The 18,112-nt window shown below is 67.5% G+C and carries 15 protein-coding genes; 5 read left to right on the top strand and 10 right to left on the bottom strand.

Translation table 11 applies throughout. From position 1 onward, the window contains the following. Positions 1-121: 121 nt before the first annotated feature. The 6 genes from F6Q13_RS01845 to glf form a co-directional block, all read right to left on the bottom strand. Complete coding sequence (locus tag F6Q13_RS01845) at positions 122-1,150, bottom strand: alpha/beta hydrolase family protein (RefSeq protein ID WP_293051414.1); 1,029 nt, start codon at positions 1,148-1,150, stop codon at positions 122-124. A 356-nt stretch (positions 1,151-1,506) separates the two neighbouring features. Further along, on the bottom strand, positions 1,507-3,465 hold the full coding sequence (zomB, locus tag F6Q13_RS01840; protein ID WP_293051411.1) for a flagellar motor control protein ZomB: 1,959 nt from the start codon (positions 3,463-3,465) through the stop codon (positions 1,507-1,509). A gap of 4 nt (positions 3,466-3,469) precedes the next feature. Next, positions 3,470-4,384: a decaprenyl-phosphate phosphoribosyltransferase gene (locus F6Q13_RS01835; RefSeq protein ID WP_293051408.1), complete on the bottom strand. Its 915-nt coding sequence runs from the start codon at positions 4,382-4,384 to the stop codon at positions 3,470-3,472. Further along, positions 4,381-4,917 carry a phosphatase PAP2 family protein gene (locus F6Q13_RS01830; protein ID WP_293051405.1) on the bottom strand — a complete coding sequence of 179 codons (537 nt, stop codon included), beginning with the start codon at positions 4,915-4,917 and terminating at the stop codon, positions 4,381-4,383. Before F6Q13_RS01830 ends, F6Q13_RS01835 begins: the two co-directional genes overlap by 4 nt. A 4-nt stretch (positions 4,918-4,921) precedes the next feature. Continuing rightward, positions 4,922-6,823, bottom strand: a complete 1,902-nt coding sequence (locus tag F6Q13_RS01825; protein ID WP_293051402.1) for a glycosyltransferase — start codon at positions 6,821-6,823, stop codon at positions 4,922-4,924. Next, the gene (gene glf / locus F6Q13_RS01820; RefSeq protein WP_293051399.1) at positions 6,816-8,012 is read right to left on the bottom strand and encodes a UDP-galactopyranose mutase; all 1,197 of its coding nucleotides are present in this window, start codon (positions 8,010-8,012) and stop codon (positions 6,816-6,818) included. The genes F6Q13_RS01825 and glf overlap by 8 nt, the downstream gene beginning before the upstream one ends. Positions 8,013-8,253: 241 nt before the next feature. Here glf and F6Q13_RS01815 point away from each other — a divergent pair, with 241 nt between their 5' ends. After that, positions 8,254-9,129: a hypothetical protein gene (locus F6Q13_RS01815; protein ID WP_293051396.1), complete on the top strand. Its 876-nt coding sequence runs from the start codon at positions 8,254-8,256 to the stop codon at positions 9,127-9,129. Between the two features lie 187 nt (positions 9,130-9,316). Beyond that, a complete protein-coding gene (locus F6Q13_RS01810) occupies positions 9,317-10,921 on the top strand; it encodes an N-acetylmuramoyl-L-alanine amidase (RefSeq protein WP_293051392.1) in 1,605 nt (534 codons plus the stop codon). Here F6Q13_RS01810 and F6Q13_RS01805 read toward each other — a convergent pair. From F6Q13_RS01805 to F6Q13_RS01795, 3 genes are all read right to left on the bottom strand, one after another. Beyond that, positions 10,918-11,736 carry an HAD family hydrolase gene (locus F6Q13_RS01805; RefSeq protein ID WP_293051388.1) on the bottom strand — a complete coding sequence of 273 codons (819 nt, stop codon included), beginning with the start codon at positions 11,734-11,736 and terminating at the stop codon, positions 10,918-10,920. The genes F6Q13_RS01810 and F6Q13_RS01805 overlap by 4 nt on opposite strands. A gap of 76 nt (positions 11,737-11,812) precedes the next feature. Then, a complete protein-coding gene (locus F6Q13_RS01800; RefSeq protein ID WP_293051440.1) occupies positions 11,813-12,556 on the bottom strand; it encodes a 1-acyl-sn-glycerol-3-phosphate acyltransferase in 744 nt (247 codons plus the stop codon). Next, the gene (locus F6Q13_RS01795) at positions 12,553-13,341 is read right to left on the bottom strand and encodes a 1-acyl-sn-glycerol-3-phosphate acyltransferase (protein ID WP_293051385.1); all 789 of its coding nucleotides are present in this window, start codon (positions 13,339-13,341) and stop codon (positions 12,553-12,555) included. The genes F6Q13_RS01800 and F6Q13_RS01795 overlap by 4 nt, the downstream gene beginning before the upstream one ends. Positions 13,342-13,502: 161 nt before the next feature. Between F6Q13_RS01795 and F6Q13_RS01790 the strand changes: the two genes are divergently transcribed. Together F6Q13_RS01790 and F6Q13_RS01785 are read left to right on the top strand one after the other, a co-directional pair. Beyond that, positions 13,503-15,053 carry an MBL fold metallo-hydrolase gene (locus tag F6Q13_RS01790; RefSeq protein WP_293051382.1) on the top strand — a complete coding sequence of 517 codons (1,551 nt, stop codon included), beginning with the start codon at positions 13,503-13,505 and terminating at the stop codon, positions 15,051-15,053. After that, positions 15,050-15,382 (top strand): hypothetical protein, encoded by a 333-nt coding sequence (locus tag F6Q13_RS01785; protein ID WP_293051379.1) that lies wholly within the window; start codon positions 15,050-15,052, stop codon positions 15,380-15,382. The genes F6Q13_RS01790 and F6Q13_RS01785 overlap by 4 nt, the downstream gene beginning before the upstream one ends. Before the next feature lie 9 nt (positions 15,383-15,391). Here the strand turns inward: F6Q13_RS01785 and serS are convergent, their stop codons facing one another. Further along, complete coding sequence (serS, locus tag F6Q13_RS01780; protein WP_293051376.1) at positions 15,392-16,651, bottom strand: serine--tRNA ligase; 1,260 nt, start codon at positions 16,649-16,651, stop codon at positions 15,392-15,394. Positions 16,652-16,766: 115 nt separating this feature from the next. Between serS and F6Q13_RS01775 the strand changes: the two genes are divergently transcribed. Next, on the top strand, positions 16,767-18,110 hold the full coding sequence (locus F6Q13_RS01775) for a septum formation family protein (RefSeq protein ID WP_293051373.1): 1,344 nt from the start codon (positions 16,767-16,769) through the stop codon (positions 18,108-18,110). Positions 18,111-18,112 lie beyond the last annotated feature (2 nt).

Raw genomic sequence — 18,112 nt, 5'->3', positions numbered from 1 at the left:
GAATCGCCCCGGCAGTCGGCGATCTCCCGCAAGGTAGTGAATCACATCCGAGCCGGTAGGAGACCTGAAATGACTGACGGCGACAACCTCGAAAGGCCATCGCCGTCAGCCTCATCCCGGCTTAAGCGCCCTGTGCCGCGGAAGCCGTCTGGGGTGTGGCGCCCAAGTGGCTCTGCAGGTCAGGCTTCATCTGCTGTAATTGCTGACCCCAGTATTCCCAGCTGTGCGTGCCGGTCTCCGGGAAGTTGAACACCGCGTTGTGACCGCCCGCGGCGTTGTAGGCGTCCTGGTATTTGATGTTGCTGGTCCGCACGAAGCCCTCGAGGAACTTCGCCGGCAGGTTGTCACCACCAAGCTCCGACGGTTTGCCGTTGCCGCAGTAGACCCAGATCCGCGTGTTGTTGGCGACGATCTTGTCGACGTTGAGCAACGGATCGTTGCGTTGCCATGCCGGGTCTTCCTTGGGACCCCACATGTCAGCGGCCTTGTAGCCACCCGCATCACCCATCGCCAGGTTGATCAGCGAAGGCCCCATCCCCTGAGAGGGATCCATCAGACCGGACATCGAGCCGGCATAGATGAACTGGTCGGGATGATAGGCCGCCAGAGTCAGCGCCGACGATCCGGCCATCGACAGCCCGACCGCGGCACTGCCGGTGGGCTTGACCTGCTTGTTGGCCTGCAGATACTGCGGCAGCTCGCTGGTCAGGAAGGTCTCCCACTTGTAGGTCTGGCAGCCGGCCTTGCCACAGGCCGGGGCATACCAGTTGGTGTAGAAGCTGGACTGCCCGCCCACCGGCATGACCACCGCGATGCCCGACTGGTAGTACCAGTCGAACGCCTCGGTGTTGATGTCCCAGCCGTTGTAGTCGTCCTGGGCGCGCAGACCGTCGAGCAAATAGAGCGCGGGCGCATTGGCCCCGCTGCCCTGGAACTGGACCTTGATGTCGCGGGCCATCGCCGCCGACGGCACCTGCAGGTATTCGACGGGCAGACCCGGCCGGGAGAAGGCTTTCGCGGTGGCCGACCCGCCGGCGACACCGACCAACCCGGGCATCAGGGCCGCGGCAACGGCCCCTACTGCGAGTCGGGATACGAGTCGGCGCGGCATGCCTTTCACCGCGCCACGGAACCTGTCGACAAACGTCATTCTTGCGTCCTCATTCTTGGTTGGGGCACCTCGGTAGCTCCGACCGCATCGTCGAACCGCCGCCTCAGGCGACGGGCGGTCGCACAGTGCTCTGCCGTAGTCAATCACACCGTCGAAAGCTCGCTCTCCCCGACCGGGTGGGGCAGCGCCCCGGCAAAGGTTCCGCCCGCCCCGGTACGGGGCGTCCGGCGGGCCCTGCCCGGACTGTGCCCGCACGCGGTACTGCGCTGGTAAGACCCCACCCACGGTGTTGCTGTCGCAACAGCAAGACCGAGATCGACGGAGTCGGGGAGAGGTGGGCGAAAAATATCTGTGAATCTTGTCGCTGCGCCGAGCCGGTCGCGCGACCCACCCTCCTAAGGCCCGGCGGCCGGCATTCCGGTATCGGGGTCGCCGCCGAACTCGGGGACCTCGAGGCCGCACCGGATCAGTTCGTAGCGCGGAACCCGGTCGATCCGATACCTGGTGAATTGATAGGCGTGCACCAGGTTCGAGATGAACCGGTGCGCGGTCATCGGGCCGCGCACCGAGTTGAGCACGGCCTGGGTTGCCGGGCAGTGCAGCGCCGCCTCGGCCTGCGCGACCCACTGCGCATCGAGGTATCCCGGGACGCCGGGATACCATTTCACCCAGGGGCCGTCGGCGATCACCCAGTCCGGGAACAGGTTCTTGTCGTGGCCGATCCGGCCGTGCTGCAGGCGTGCCGTGTGCGCGGCGATCGGATTCGCCAGCCCGATCTGGTCGAGCACCTTGACATCCAGTCCGACGTTCATGCCCAGCATGCCCAGGTTGGTGAAAAACACCGTGTGCGGGCCCTTCTGCGGTGGATCGGTGGTCGTTCGCAGCGTGCCGTCCGGCCGCGTCGACGACGGCGGGATTGGCGGTACCAGATCCCACTGGTAGTAGTTCCCGGACGGCAACAGCAACGAACCTTCGGGGGTGTTGTTGAGCGTCACCAGGACCGCACGCATCCGCGGGTAGTCCAGATAGTCCGCGGCGGTCAACGGATGCGCGTGCCCGGTGGCCTGCGCGTAGAACCGGCGCTCGTCGACGATGCCCGAATAGGTGACCCGGGTGGCGTCATCACCGAGACCCGGCGAGTTCGCCGCCCACAGCGACCAACCGGCGACGGCCAGCCACAGCATGCTCGTCGCACCCGCCAGCCACGAGGCTTGCCGAGAGAATCTCGCGCCGACGGCAACGTCGACGGGTACGACCGCGACCGGGGCCAGCACACAATAAATGGGGGCCAGCAGCACCCGGGCGTGCATGAAGTCACCGCCCTGGCGGATCCAGTACAGCCCCTGCAGCAGCCCACTGACGACCATGAACACCACCACCGACGGCGGGCTTTGCACGGCCAGCCGCCGGTATCCGTGGCGCGGGGCCGGCGTGCGGCGGCCGATCGACATCGCCAGCAGCCCGAGCAACACCAGCAGCACCGCCGGGATCCACAACGCGTACGGCCGGTTGAAGTTGGCCAGGTAGAGCATGCCCTGCGGCCATTTGTCGCCGGCGGCATCTTTGGCCAGCGCGGTGCTGGGGAAAAGCAGCCCGTAGTAGCCCATCCGGAAAATTTCGTAACCCACCGGAAGCAGCCCGCCCGCCACCACGATCAGCACCCGCCGTCGCCAACCATGCGCCGCGACCAGCATCATGATCAGTGCCAGTCCGCCGGTCAGCGCCAACTCGGGGCGCACCAGGACGCTGCAGCCCGCGAGGAAGGCCAGCGCGCCGGTCGGCCCTCGTCCCCACGGGCGGGTCCGCGGCGCCTGCGACCAGCAGACCATCATCCACCAGAGCAGCCCCAGATAGGCCAGTACCAGTCCGTTCTCCAAGCCCGAGGTCGCGAAGTCGCGCGCGGGCGGTAGCGCGATGTAGACCAGCGCGCCGGCCGGCAGCAGCACCACCCGCCGCCCGCGCAGGGCGGGCGCGTACAGCCGGCCCGTCCCCAGCATGAGTAGCGCTACCCCCAGCAGGCTCAGGGTCAGCGCCAATGCCAGCGCCACGTACTCCATCCGCAGCGGTCCGGCCAGCCAGCTGCCGAGGTACATCAGATAGGTCCAGGCCACCGACGTGTTGGCCTCCACCCTCTCGCCCTTGTTGAACACCGGTCCGTTGCCGGCCAGCAGGTTGCGCACCGTGCGCAACACGATCAGCCCGTCGTCGGCGATCCAGCGCCGCTGCCAGGCACCCCAGCCGAACAACACGACGACGCAGGCCACTCCCACCCAGAGGCTGACCCGGGCCGCGGGCCCATACGGGAACGCCGGGCGGCCCACCGCCACCGACACCGGCCCAGCGGGGGTCGTCATCGGGTCAGCCGACGATAACCGCAACACCGACGGTTCCGATCCAGGCGGCGAACAACAGTTGCAGCACCCGGTCACGCAGCGCGATATCCTCGGGTTCGCCGGCCAGACCGCCGTCGACGTCCACCGCGTAGCGCAGGATCGCGATGGTGAACGGAACCATCGACACCGCGAACCAGGAGCCCGAATAGCGGTCGCGTTCGAATGCCCACAACCCGTAGCACACCACCAGCGCGGTGGCCGACATCGTCCAGACGAACCGCAGGTAGGTGCTGGTGTAGCTTTCCAGCGACTTGCGGATCTTGGCCCCGGTGCGCTCGGCCAACTGCAGCTCGGCGTAGCGCTTGCCGGCCACCATGAACAGCGATCCGAACGCCATCCCCAGCAAAAACCATTGCGACAGATAGATATCCGCCGCCGCCCCGCCCGCGATCGCGCGCAGCAAAAACCCCGACGACACGATGCAGATGTCGATTACCGCCTGGTGTTTGAGACCGAAGCAGTAGGCCAACTGCATGGCCAGATAGACGGCCATGACCAGCGCCAGATTCGGGGTCAGCCACCAGGCCATCCCCAGCGCGGCCACCCCGAGTGCCGCCGACAGCGCGTAGGCCAGCCACTGCGGCACCACCCCGGCGGCAATCGGGCGGAATCGCTTGGTGGGATGCGCACGGTCGGCATCGACGTCGCGGGCGTCGTTGACCAGGTACACCGACGACGCGGCCAGGCAGAACACCACGAAGGCGATACCCACTTTGCCCAGCACATCGGCGTAGTCGTAGCGGATGCCGCGTCCCGCCGCCGCCAGCGGTGCGGCCAGCACCAGCACATTTTTCAGCCATTGCCGCGGGCGCATGGCCTTCACGACGCCGACGATCAGGTTTGCCGGCGGGCCGGTGACCGACGTGAGGTCCTCACTCATCGGGCTGCTCCGGGTTCGTCGGCGGTGGCCCGCGCGGCGGCACCAGCGACGGCCGCGACGACGCCGCCGAGGGCCATCCCGACGGCCACGTCGCTGGGATAGTGCACCCCGAGCAGCAACCGGGACACCGCCATGGGCGGCACCAGCAGGACAGGCAACGCGGTCCCGGTGACCCGGGCCAGCAGGATGGCCGCCGCCGTGGTCGAGGCGGCGTGCGCCGACGGGAAGCTCAACCGGCTCGGGGTGCCGACGTGCACCGCGACCGCCGGATGACCCGGTCGGGCGCGCCGCACCAGCTGCTTGATCAGCACCGCCGCCAAGTGCGCGATGACTGCTCCCGCCCCGACCTGCAGCCACGCCCGCCACTGCCGCGGCGCGCGCAGCGCGCCGAGCGCCGAAACCGCCAGCCACCCGAAGCTGTGCTCCCCGAAATACGACAACCCCCGCGCCGCGACCAGCATCCCCGGCCAGGGCGCCAACACCGTTTGGATCGCCACCAGCGCGGCGACTTCGCCCCGCGGCACGCCGGTCACCTGATCATCCATCGCCGGGCGAGTTGTCTTGGGTTGACAGCACCGTCTCCCATTTGTGCGTGCTGGACAGCGTGGGCAGCGCTTGGCGGTAGATCTTGCGCATCTCGTCGAACCGGCGGGCCAGTCGAGCCTGGCGCCGCAGCGACTGCCACAGCAATGCGAACATGGTGCCCCGATCGCGCTGCCGGTACACCACCCCGCGACCGTCGGCCGTCGTGACGGTGGCGCCGTCGAGCGTGCACAACAGGAACCACCGGGCATCCTGGGTGGGCACATTGAGCTGGGGACGACGGTGGTGCACCGGGTCGGCCCGCTTGAGGTTGTTGGCGATGCCGCGGGCCAACCGATAGCCGATAGCCAGCGGATGAACCGGCGGTTTCATCGCCGGGTTCTTCCGCGACGGTGACGGCAACTCGCTGGCCGCCGGCAGCACGACCGCGTCGGGATAGGCTTTGCGTATCCGGCGCACCTCCGGCAGCGCGGATTCCAGGATCGAGAAGAGGTGTTCCGGGCCGGCGAGAAAGTCGTCTATTGCTTTGTTCTGGATCGCCACCGTCGAATATTCAAGACAAGCAAGGTGCTTCAACGTCGCTTTCAGGTGACTGCGCAGCAGGCCGATGACGCTGCGGTCCCAATGCATGGCCGCCACCACCAGTCGATTGCGCAGGTGGAAATAGGCCTGCCAGTCGATGGCATCGTCTTTGTCGCTCCAGGCCATGTGCCAGACGCCGGCACCGGGCAGTGTGGCGGTCGGATAGCCGCGCTCGGCCGCGCGCAACCCGTAATCCGCGTCGTCCCATTTGATGAACAGGGGCAGCGGCTGGCCCAGCTCTTCGGCGACTTGGCGCGGGATCAGGCACGTCCACCAGCCGTTGAAGTCGACGTCGATGCGCCGGTGCAGGAGGTTGCTGCGAGGGTTGTTGTCACTCAACGGATATGCGGCGAAGTCGTGGTCGTATTCGGCGTGCGGAGCGGCCGTCCACATGAAGACGGACCGGTCCACGACCTCGCCCATCACGTGCAGATGCGACGGCTCCTGAAGATTGAGCATTTGTCCGCCGATCAACATCGGGGACTTCGCGAAGCGGTGCATGGCCAGCACCCGCAAAATGGTGTCCGGCTCGATGCGGATATCGTCGTCCATGAACAGGATCTGCTGGCAGTCGGTGTTTTTCAGCGCCTCGTACATCACCCGGCTGTATCCGCCGGAACCGCCCAGATTGGGCTGGTCGTGGACGGCGAGCCGGTTGCCCAGCGCGGCCGCGACGGCAGCGAATCCCGGATGGTCACGAACCTTCACAGTGCCCTGGTCGGGCACGATCACGGCACCGATCACCCGGTCCACCAACGGATCGGAGGTGAGCGCAGTCAGTGCGTTGATGCAGTCAGCGGGCCGGTTGAAGGTCGGGATCCCCACCGCGATGTTGGCCACGCCCGGCGCCGGCAGAGTGGCATACCAGCCCGCACTGCACAGCGTGACGTCGCTGTCGGTGGTGATATCGAACCAGATCCAGCCACCGTCTTCGAAAGGGCCCAGGTCGACTTCGCATTCGAGTACCACCGGTCGGTCAGCTCCGCTGTCGAATCCGCGGCCTTCGATGAAGATCCGGGCTCCGGTGGCCTTGGTGCGGTAGAGGTCGACACGTCCACTGCCCATCAGCTCCGCACGCAACACCACCGAGCGCAGCGTGGTCCAGCGCCGCCAATAGCTGGCCGGGAAGGCGTTGAAGTAGGTCGCAAACGACACTTCGGACTCGGCGCCGATCTGCATCGACGTGCGGGTCGTCGGGTGCGCGCGGCGGATGTTGGTCGTCGACTCGGTCACATACAGCTTGCGCACATCAAGCGGTTCGCCCGGGCGTGGCGCGATGACCCGGGCCAGCGGGCTCACCGCGATCTCACTCATCCGCGGACGCCCCTTCCAACGGCTGTCCGTCGCGCAGGTGCGGCGCGAGAATATTGTCGTACATGTTCAGTGCGCTGGCGATCGCCATGTGCATGTCCAGATATTGGTAGGTACCCAACCTACCGCCGAAGAGTACCTTGGCGGAGGCGGTTTCGGCTTTCGCCCGGGTCCGGTAGGCGGCCAGTACGCTGCGGTCGGAATCGGTGTTGATCGGATAGTAGGGTTCGTCGTCAGCGCCGGCGAAGCGGGAGTACTCCCGCATGATCACCGTCTTGTCGGTCGGGTAGTTGCGTTCGGGGTGGAAATGCCGGAACTCGTGGATGCGGGTATAGGGCACGTCCAGATCGCTGTAGTTCATCACCGCAGTGCCCTGGAAGTCACCGATGGGCAGCACCTCGACCTCGAAATCTAGTGTGCGCCAGCCTAAACGGCCTTCAACATAGTTGAAGTAACGGTCCAGCGGGCCGGTATAGACCACCGGGGCGGCCGGGCTGGCGGCGCGCAGCCCGTCGCGGACGTCGAACCAGTCGGTGTGCAGCCTGACCTCGATGCGTTCGTCAGCGGCCATTTTCTGCAACCAGCTGGTGTAGCCGTCGACCGGCAGGCCCTCGTAGGTGTCGTTGAAGTAGCGGTTGTCGAAGGTGTAGCGCACCGGCAGCCTATTGATGACGGCGGCCGGCAGCTCTTTGGGATCGGTCTGCCACTGCTTGGCGGTGTAACCCTTGACGAACGCCTCGTAGAGCGGGCGGCCGATGAGCGAGATCGCCTTTTCCTCGAGGTTCTGGGCGTTTGCAGTGTCGATTTCGGCGGCCTGTTCGGCGATCAGCGCCCGGGCCTCGTCGGGGCTGAAGTAACGGCCGAAGAACTGCGAGACCAGGCCCAGGCCCATCGGGAACTGGTAGGCCTGCCCGTCGTGCATAGCGAACACCCGGTGCTGGTAGCCGGTGAACTCGGTGAACTGCCGCACATAGTCCCACACCCTCTTGTTGGAGGTGTGAAACAGGTGGGCACCGTATTTGTGGACTTCGATCCCCGTCTGTGGTTCAGGTTCGGAATAGGCGTTACCGCCGAGATGCGGACGTTTCTCGACGACGAGAACCCGCTTGTCGAGCTGGGTGGCCACGCGCTCGGCAATCGTCAGGCCGAAAAATCCGGAGCCGACGACAAAAAGGTCGAAGCGAGCGGTCATCGGTTGCCTAGGGTATCCGACCGCATGCCCGCGGCCCGCGCGGCAACGCCCGCAACAGGCGCCCGACCCGGTTCGCCGCCGCACGAGGGGGCAATGTCGCGATTGCCTCACAATTCGATATCGCCACACAAGTCACATTAGTCACGCCAGTACCATCGTTCACGTGGGCCTGATTCCCTAGCCGTCGGGCGCCATGTCGCTCAACCGACATGACCACGTAGTCCAGATTGAGGAGACTTCAGTGCCGAACCAACGTCGACGCAGGCTTTCGACAGCCGTCAGCGCAGTCGCCGCCTTGGCGGTCGCGAGTCCGTTTGGTTACCTCGCGTGCTGCCAGTTGGCTGCCGACACCGCGCCCGCACCCGAGCACCGCGAGTTCACCCAGGCGGCGGTGATGGCCGACCTGCCGGGCGAACTGATGAATGCGCTGTCCCAGGGCTTGTCGCAGTTCGGGATCAACCTGCCGCCGGTGCCCAGCCTGTCGGGCAATTCCACCGGGTACTCCCCGGGTCTGACCAGCCCCGGCTTGACCAGCCCGGGCCTGACCTCCCCGAGTTTGACTCCGGGGCTCACGTCACCGGGGCTCACGTCCCCGGGCCAGACCACACCGGGCCTGACCACGCCCGGTCAAATCACACCGGGCCTGACCACGCCCGGCCAGACCACACCGGGCCTGACCTCCCCGAGTCTGACTCCCGGGCTGACCACACCCGGCGCCACCACACCGTCGCTGACCGATCCCGGGCTGACCAATCCTGCGCTGAGCAACCCGGCCGCTGCGGTCCCGGGCCTGACCAGCCCGGGTGCCTCCACACCGGGCCTGACCAGTCCCGGCGAAACGCCGATCAGCACACCGATCGGATTAGACCCTGGCACGGACGGCACCTACCCGATCCTGGGCGATCCGACGCTCGGCGGGAGTCCGGCGGCGAGCGGTAGCGGGTCGGGCGGTAGCGGCGGCATCATCAGCGACGTGATGAGCGCCGCCAACCAGCTCGGCGCCAGTCAGGCCATCGATCTGATCAAGGGTCTGGTGGTGCCTTCGATCACGCAGGCCATTCAGGGCGCTGCCCACAGTGCGGCGGCCGCCCCGGCTGCGCCCGCACCAACCCCCTGATCCGGTCAGGCATACAAACGCACATATCAGGGCCCACATCAGGGCCCACATCAGGGCACCGGAACCTGCCACCCGACGGCACCGCAGAAGCCACCGACTCTGCGGTGCCGTCGCCGCTGCCAGGTCAATTCACAAAAGTATCGTGTCGCATCAGCTATAACACAAGGCCCATTAGTAACATCGCCTCGTGCCGCTTCGCCGCCCGCCGACGATGGTATTCACCGCCGTCGCGGCGACCGTCGTCATTCTGCCGTGGGCGGCGGCGCCGCGAACTCAGCCCCCGCAGCCCGGCGACATCGCGCTCATCCGACAACCACTGGCCGGTGTCGGTGGCGGCGTGACGATCCGTGAAGTCAGCCAACCGGTCCCGTTTTCCATGGTCGCGGTGACGAGCGAAGACCTGACCGGCACCTCGGCGCGCATCCGCGCCAAACGGCCCGATGGCTCGTGGGGACCCTGGTATGACGCCGAGCCGCTGGAGGACGGCGGCGGGTCGGCGCACGGTCCGCGCGGCACCGAACCGGTGTTCGTCGGCATGACGACGACCGTGCAGATCGCGGTCTCCCGGCCGGCGGGCGCTGCGGTGACTCCGCCCGCATCGACGGCACCGCCCGCTGCCGGCCTGGGCTACCGGCCGGCGTCTGCCGAACAACCGCTAGCACAAAACGTCTCGGCAATCTTGATCGCGCCACCGCGGGCACCGGCCGACACGCAGTGGACACCACCGACCGCGGTCCTGGCCCCCGGCCAGCCCCCCAACGTCATCAGCCGTTCGCAGTGGGGCGCCGACGAGTCGATCCGGTGCGGCCCCGCGCGCTACGACGACGGGATACGTGCGGCGGTGGTGCATCACACCGCCGAGGGCAACGATTACCGGCCGGAAGACTCGGCGGCCATCGTGCGATCCATCTACGCCTACCACACCAGAACGCTGGGCTGGTGCGACATCGCCTACAACGCCCTGGTCGACAGGTACGGGCAGGTGTTCGAGGGTCGCGCCGGCGGGATCGACAAAGCCGTCGAAGGATCACACACCGGTGGATTCAACCGCGCCACCTGGGGGGTGGCGATGATCGGCAACTTCGACGACGAACCACCCACACCGATCCAGCTGCGCACCGTCGGACGGCTGCTGGGCTGGCGACTCGGCCTCGACCACGTCAACCCCCGGGGCACTGTTCTGCTGGCCTCGGCCGGCGGTCCTAACACCCGTTTCCCGGCCGGCGCTCCCGCGAGCCTGCCGTCGATCTTCAGCCACCGCGACGTCGGCGCCACCGACTGTCCGGGCAGCACCGCCTACCCCCTGCTAGACGAAATTCGCGATACCGCCGCACGATTCAACGACCCGCCCGCGCCCGAGGACCTCGTCGCGGCACTGCAGGGCGGCGCGATCTATGCCCGATGGCAGGAGATGGGCGGGATGAACAGCGTGCTGGGGACCCCGACGTCACCGGAGTCGACGGCAGCCGGCTCGGCACGCTATGCCACTTTCCAGAAGGGCGCCATGTACTGGTCTCCGGAGACCGGTGCCGCGCCGGTTACCGGCGCGATCTACGAGGCGTGGGCCGCGCTGGGCTACGAGCGCGGCGTCCTGGGACTGCCGACCAGCGGCGAGATTCAGGAGCCGCAGTGGGTGACACAGAACTTCCAGCACGGCACATTGAACGTCGACCGGCTCACCGGGCATGTCATCCGGGTTCTCGACGGTGTCGCACAAGAGTTGCCACCACCGTCGCCGAGTGACCCACCGGTTCAGCTGGAACGGTTTTCACCGGTGGGCCCGGCCACCTAGAACCACCAGCGCTCCAGCACCCGCGCCACACCGTCGTCGGTGTTGGGCGCGGTGACCTCGTTGGCTGCGGCCATCGCCGCCGGGTGCGCATTGCCCATCGCCACACCGTGTCCGGCCCACCGCAGCATCGGCACGTCATTGGGCATGTCCCCGAAGGCGATCGTGTCGACATCGGCGATCCCGAGCGGACGGGCCAGCTCCTCGATACCGGTGGCCTTGGTCACCCCCGACGGCACGATTTCGATCAGGCCGTTGTCGGTGGAATAGGTGATCTCGCCCGCGGCGGGACTGACGTGTCTGGCCAAGGCGGCGGCCATGTCACCGCTGTGCGCGCCCACCTTGCGGATCAGCAGTTTGATCGCCGGGCTGCTGAGCAGGTCGTCGATGGAGACGTCGGTGTTGTCCGGATTGAGCCAGGCGTGTTCGTAGCCCGGCGAACTGACGAACTGGGGAGTGGCGGTGTCGTGCGCGCGGTTGCCCACCCGTTCGACGGCCAGCCCGGCCCCGGGAATCACCCGGGTAACGACGTCGGCGAGTTCGCCCAGGACCTCGACCGGCAGGGTGCGGGCCGACACCACCCGGTCGCCGGCCGGATCGTAGATGACGGCACCGTTGGCGCACACGGCCATCGGCGCGAACCCGAGCGCGTCGACGACCGGCTGCACCCAGCGCGGTGGACGCCCGGTCGCCAGGATGAACTGTGCGCCGGCCTGCACTGCGGCGCGCACCACGCCGCGGGTGCGCGGGGTGATGGTTTCCCGGTGATCGAGCAGGGTGCCGTCCACGTCGCAAGCGATGAGCGCAGGAAGCGTCACCGCCGGCTCACCGATCGCCGGCGATAGAAGAATGTTGCGCCAATCCGCATCTCCCGTCGTCCCGCCGCCTTACGTCCTACTGCGCATGTCTGCGGCTGCGTTGGGCCCGTTCGGCCTGCTCGAGCAGGTTGGCCTCACCCGGCGTCGGAGCACTGCCGCCGAGCCGCCGCGGCACCCAGTATGCCCCGGCCGGATGCGGATACTCCTGCTGAACGCGGTACAGCAACTCCGTCATCCGGTCGCGAAGCTCAGTTTCGAGTTGCTCCGGGTCCGCACGCGGATGCAACGGCGGTCCGACCGCCACGATGATCGGGATCTTGTTGCGGCCCAGGTGGCGGGGATGGTCCTTGGTCCAGATACGCTGGGCGCCCCACACGATCATCGGCACGATCGGTACCTGCACTTCCAGCGCCATGCGGACGGCCCCGGTCTTGAATTCCTTGAGCTCGAAGCTGCGGCTGATGGTGGCCTCGGGCATCAGCGCGACCAGCTCGCCCTCGCGGAGCCGCTGGACGGCAACCGCGTACGCAGACCTCCCGTCGCTGCGATCCACCGGGATGGTCTTGGTGTGTTTGATCAAAAAGTTGACCACTTTCACCCGCTGCATCTCGGCCTTGATCAGGTACCGCACCCGTCGGCCGCGGTAATGGACGGCGAGTGCGGCCGGCAGCCAGTCGACGTAGCTGGTGTGGTTGATCGTGATCACCGCGCCACCGGTGCGCGGAATGTTCTCGAGGCCCTGGTAGGTTATCGGACTTCCGACGAGCTTGACTACTGCTTTTGCCGCGATTTCCAGGGCGCGGAATACCGGTTCCATCAGGGCTGCTCCGACGCGGCCCCCGAATCGCGGCCGTGGCGCGCAGCCCGGGCGGCGGCCCGCCGGCTGGCTTCCTCGGCGTCCAACCGAGCGGCCTCGGCCGGCGAGGGAGCCCCGCCCCCCAGCCGGCGCGGCACCCAGAACGCACCGGCCGGATGCGGACCATAGGAGTCCTGCACGTGCTCCAGCAGATGCTGCATGCGGGAATGCAACAGCGTGGTCAGGGCCGGCGCCGGCAGTGTCGGCCGGATCGGCTCACCGACCGCCACCGCGATCGGCACCTTGGGGCGGACCAACTTCTTGGGATGGTCTTTGGTCCAGATCCGTTGGGCACCCCACACTATGTGCGGCACAATCGGCACATCGGCCGCGATCGCCATCCGGGCAGCGCCGGACTTGAGTTCTTTGATCTCGAAGCTACGACTGATCGTCGCCTCCGGGTAGACACCGACCAGTTCCCCGGCCTCGAGCGCCGCCACGGCGGCCTCGAAGGAGGCGGCCCCGCTCTCCCGGTCGACCGGGATGTGCCGACAACCCCGCATGATCGGCCCGGAGATTTTGTGGTCGAACACTTCCTGCTTGGCCATGAAGCGCACCTTGCGGCCACGCCCCTGCAGGTAGGCGGGCAACCCGGCGAAGGTGAAATCGAAGTAGCTGGTGTGGTTGATGGCGACGACGGCACCACCGGTCTCCGGCAGGTGTTCGACTCCGGTGACGGTGAACCGCAGACCCTGGACCCGCCAAGCCAGGCGGGCGAGCCTGATCACCGTCCCGTATACCGGTTCCACAACCGTTCAGACTAATCCTCCCGGGGATCGCCACCTCGGCGCAGCCGAGTCCGGCGCGATCACGCCCGGCCGTCGGGGTGCTCAAAACCCGGCGGGCGACGACGGGCCATTAAGCTCGAGGCGGCGACACATCAGCGTTGCACGAGGCGTCAGGGGCATTAGTGCAGGTCACCAGCGTCGGTCATGCCGGCTTTCGCATTGAGACCCGAGCGGGAAGCATACTGTGCGACCCGTGGGTCAACCCAGCCTATTTCGGGTCGTGGTTTCCCTTCCCGGACAACAGCGCGCTGGACTGGGACCGGCTGGGGGACTGCGACTACCTGTACGTCTCCCACCTGCATCGGGACCACTTCGACCGCAAGCTGCTCGCCGAGCACGTCAACAAGGACGCCGTGGTGCTGCTACCGGACTACCCGGTGCCCGACCTGCGCAATGAGCTCAGCAACTTGGGCTTTCACCGGTTTTTCGAAACCGCCGACTCGGTCAAGCACCGGATCAGCGGGCCCGAGGGTGAACTCGAGATCATGATCGTCGCGCTGCGCGCACCCGCCGACGGGCCGATCGGCGACTCGGCGCTGGCGGTCTGCGACGGCGAGACGACCGCGTTCAACATGAACGACGCGCGGCCGGTGGACCTCGAGGTGCTGCACTCGGCGTTCGGTGCCATCGACGTGCACATGCTGCAGTACTCCGGGGCCATCTGGTACCCGATGGTCTACGACATGCCGGCGCGGGTCAAAGAGGCGTTCGGCATCCAAAAGCGGCAGCGTCAGATGGACCGGGCCCGCCAATACATCGCCCAGGTCGGCGCCGCCTGGGTGATTCCGTCGGCGGGGCCGCCCTGCTTCCTCGATCCCGAGCTGCGTCACCTCAACGACGACCACGCCGATCCGGCCAACATCTTCCCCGACCAGATGGTTTTCCTGGAGCAGATGCGCAGCCACGGGCACGAGCGGGGCCTGTTGATGATCCCCGGCTCAATTGCGGAATTCACTGGGCCACAATTGAACTCGCTGCGTCACCCACTGCCCACCGATGAAGTCGAGTCGATCTTCACCACCGGCAAGGCCGCCTACATCGCCGACTACGCGAACCGCATGGCGCCGGTGCTGGCCGCCGAGAAGGCCAGCTGGGCGCCGGTGGCCGGGGACTCGCTGCTCGAGCCGCTGCGCGCAGCCTTCGAACCGATCATGCTGGCCGGCAACGAGATCTGCGACGGCGTCGGCTATCCCGTCGAGCTGGTCATCGGCGACGAGACAGTAGTGCTGGATTTTCCCAAACGTCTGGTACGCCACCCAGTCGCCGACGAGAAGTTTCGGTACGGTTTCGCGATTCCGGCCGAGTTGGTCCGCACTGTGCTGCGTGACCGCGAACCGGACTGGGTCAACACCATCTTCCTGTCCACCCGGTTTCGGGCGTGGCGGGTCGGCGGCTACAACGAGTATCTGTACACCTTCTTCAAATGCCTGAGCGACGAGCGGATCGCTTACGCCGACGGCTGGTTCGCCGAAACTCACGACGATAGCGCCTCGATCACCTTGGCCGGCTGGGAGATTCAACGCCGTTGCCCGCACCTTAAAGCAGACCTGTCCAAGTTCGGTGTGGTAGAAGGCACCACGTTGACCTGTAACCTGCACGGCTGGCAGTGGAACCTGCAGAACGGCCGCTGCCTGACCGCGCGCGGACACGAACTGCGGTGCTCACGACCATGACCGACTGCTACGACGACGGCTCGATTCAGCTGGATCGCGAGGCACTCACGCTGCGCCGCTACCACTTTCCTTCGGGCACCGCCAAGGTCATCCCGCTCGGCACCATCCGGGGCTACCGCGCCGAGCCACTGGGACTGTTCCTGCACCGGTTCCGGCTGTGGGGCAGCTCCGACTTGCGCCGCTGGTTGCCGCTGGACCTGCGCCGGCCGGTCAAGTCGACGTTGATCACGTTGGACGTCCCCGGCACCCGTCCCAGTCCGGCGTTCACCCCGGAGCGCCCGCAGGAGTTCAGCGCACTGCTGGACGAGCTGTTGGGTCAGCGCCGATAACGCTGCCACCTACGTCTCGGGGGCCAACACCTCGGTGCCGACGAACGGGACCAATGCCTCGGGGATTCGCACGCTGCCGTCGGGTCGCTGGTGGTTCTCCAAGATGGCGACCAGCCAGCGGGTGGTGGCCAGGGTGCCGTTCAGGGTCGCAGCGACCTGCGGCTTCCCGCTGGGATCCCGGTAGCGGATCGCGAGCCGGCGTGCCTGGAAGGTAGTGCAGTTCGACGTCGACGTCAGCTCACGGTAGGCCCCCTGGCTGGGAACCCACGCCTCACAGTCGAACTTGCGCGCGGCCGACGATCCTAAATCGCCGGCGGCGACGTCGATCACCCGATACGGCACCTCGATGCGGGCCAACATCTGCCGCTGCCAGCCCAACAGCCGGTCGTGCTCGGCCTCGGCATCCGCGGGCGCGCAATAGACGAAACCCTCGACCTTGTCGAACTGGTGCACCCGGATGATGCCCCGGGTGTCTTTGCCGTAACTGCCCGCCTCGCGGCGGAAACACGTCGACCACCCCGCGTAGCGCAGCGGCCCGCGGGAAAGATCCAGGATCTCGTCGGCGTGGTAGCCGGCCAGCGGCACCTCGGAGGTCCCGACGAGGTAGAGATCGTCGGCTTCCACCCGATACACCTCGTCGGAGTGGGCGCCCAGGAATCCGGTACCGGCCATCACCTCCGGGCGCACCAGCACGGGCGGGATCATCGGGATAAATCCATGCTCGACAGCCAGCCGCAGGGCCAACTGCAACAGCCCCAGCTGCAGCAGCGCGCCGCGCCCCGTCAGGAAGTAAAACCGCGACCCCGACACCTTAGCGCCGCGTTCGGTGTCGATGAGCCCGAGTGACTCGCCGAGTTCGAGGTGGTCTTTCGGGTTTTGCACGTCAGCCGGCTCACCGACGACATCAAGAACCGTGTAGTCGTCGACCCCGCCGGCGGGCACGTGCTCGAGAACGACGTTGGAAATCGCCAGGTGCGCTGCGGTGAACGCCGCCTCGGCCTCGGCCTGCTCGACCTCGGCCGCCTTGACCTCCTCGGCCAATTCCCTGGCGCGCTGCAGCAGCACCGGCCGCTCGGCGGTCGATGCCGTGCCGACCTGCTTGCTGGCCGTTTTCTGCTGGGCACGCAGTGAATCAGCGGCCGAGATCGCCGCCCGCCGCCGGGCGTCGGCCGCCAGCAGCGCGTCCACCAGCGCGGGGTCTTCCCCGCGACTGATCTGGGACTGGCGCACGCGGTCGGGGTCTTCGCGCAGCAGTTTCAGGTCGATCACGGCAAAAACCCTACTTTTGCCAACCCTGTTTTCGCCGACGCGGGCACCCGCCAACAGACGGTTGACATACGGATCATCTCTCACATGGGTCCCGGGCCCTGTCACAATAGAGCCGATGGCCGAGGCATCTGAGCAGCACGATCCGCGGGCCGAACAGCCGCGACCGGCGCGGTTCGGCCGGCTGCGTGCGGGGCATGCCGCGGGGACCCGTCGCGCGCTGCTGCTGACGGCATTGGGCGGTCTGCTGGTCGCCGGGCTGATCACCGCCCTGCCGATTCGCGGCGAGCGACCCGGCGGGCTGGCCGCCTACACCGCGCCGGTGCCCAGTACCGGTGTCAAGGGCAACAACGCGTTCAACCGGGCCGTCCGCGGGGATTGCCTGATGTGGCCTCGGGGTTTGCCGGAGTCGGCGACCATCGTCGACTGCAAGGACGAACACCGGTTCGAGGTCGCCGCGCCGGTCGACATGAGCACCTTCCCGGGGTCCGAATACGGCCCCGACGCCGCCCCGCCGTCCGCGGCCCGCATCGAGCAGATCAGCCGGGAGCAGTGCGAGTCGGCGGTGCGCCGCTACCTGGGCGACCGGTTCGACCCCAGCAGCAAGTTCACGCCCAGCATGTTGTGGTCCGGTGACACTGCGTGGCGGCAGGCCGGCGAGCGCCGGATGTTGTGCGGACTGGAACTGCCCGGCCTGAACAACGAACCGCAGGCCTTCACCGGCCGGGTCGCCGACCTCAACCAGTCGCGGGTGTGGCCGGACGGCACCTGCCTGGGTATCGACCCGTCGACCAATCAGCCCACCGACATCCCGGTCAGCTGCGCCGCACCGCATGCCATGGAGATCACCGGCACGGTCAACCTGGCGCCGAAGTTTCCGGGCGGCTGGCCCCCCGAAGCCGAGCAGGACACGTTCATCAAGGACGCCTGCACCCGGTTGACCGACGCGTACCTCGCGCCGGTCCAGCTGCGCAGTACCACATTGACCCTGGGGTACAGTGCCCTGTCGTTGCCGAGTTGGTCGGCCGGCAGCCGCGAGGTCGCCTGCAGCATCGGCGCCACCCTGGGCAACGGCGGCTGGGCAACCCTGGTCAACAGCGCCAAGGGTCCGTTGCTGATCAACGGCCAGCCGCCGGTCCCGCCACCGGACATCCCGCCGGAGCGGCTCAACCTGCCGCCGATCCCGATCCCGCCGAGCAGCCCGGTCGCACCCGCCTCGCCGTCGACACCAGCGCCCTCGGGGACCTCGGGAACCTCGGGGACCTCGGGACCGGGCGGTCGACGGCTGGGCAACGAGCACTTGCCGGGACAGCCGGCAGTCCCCCCGGTGCCGCCGGCACCGCCGGCCGGGGCTCCACCGCAGGCTCCGCAGCCCGCGGAAGCACCGCCGCCGGAGGAGCCGCTGGCCCCACCGCTTTTCGGACCGGCGCCACCGCCCGCCGAGCCCGGGTCGGAGACCTGAGC

The organism is Mycobacterium sp., assembly GCF_008709575.1.
Classification (GTDB): domain Bacteria; phylum Actinomycetota; class Actinomycetes; order Mycobacteriales; family Mycobacteriaceae; genus Mycobacterium.
Note: the sequence above shows the minus strand (reverse complement) of the source record. Positions and strands in the feature narration are given on the sequence as shown.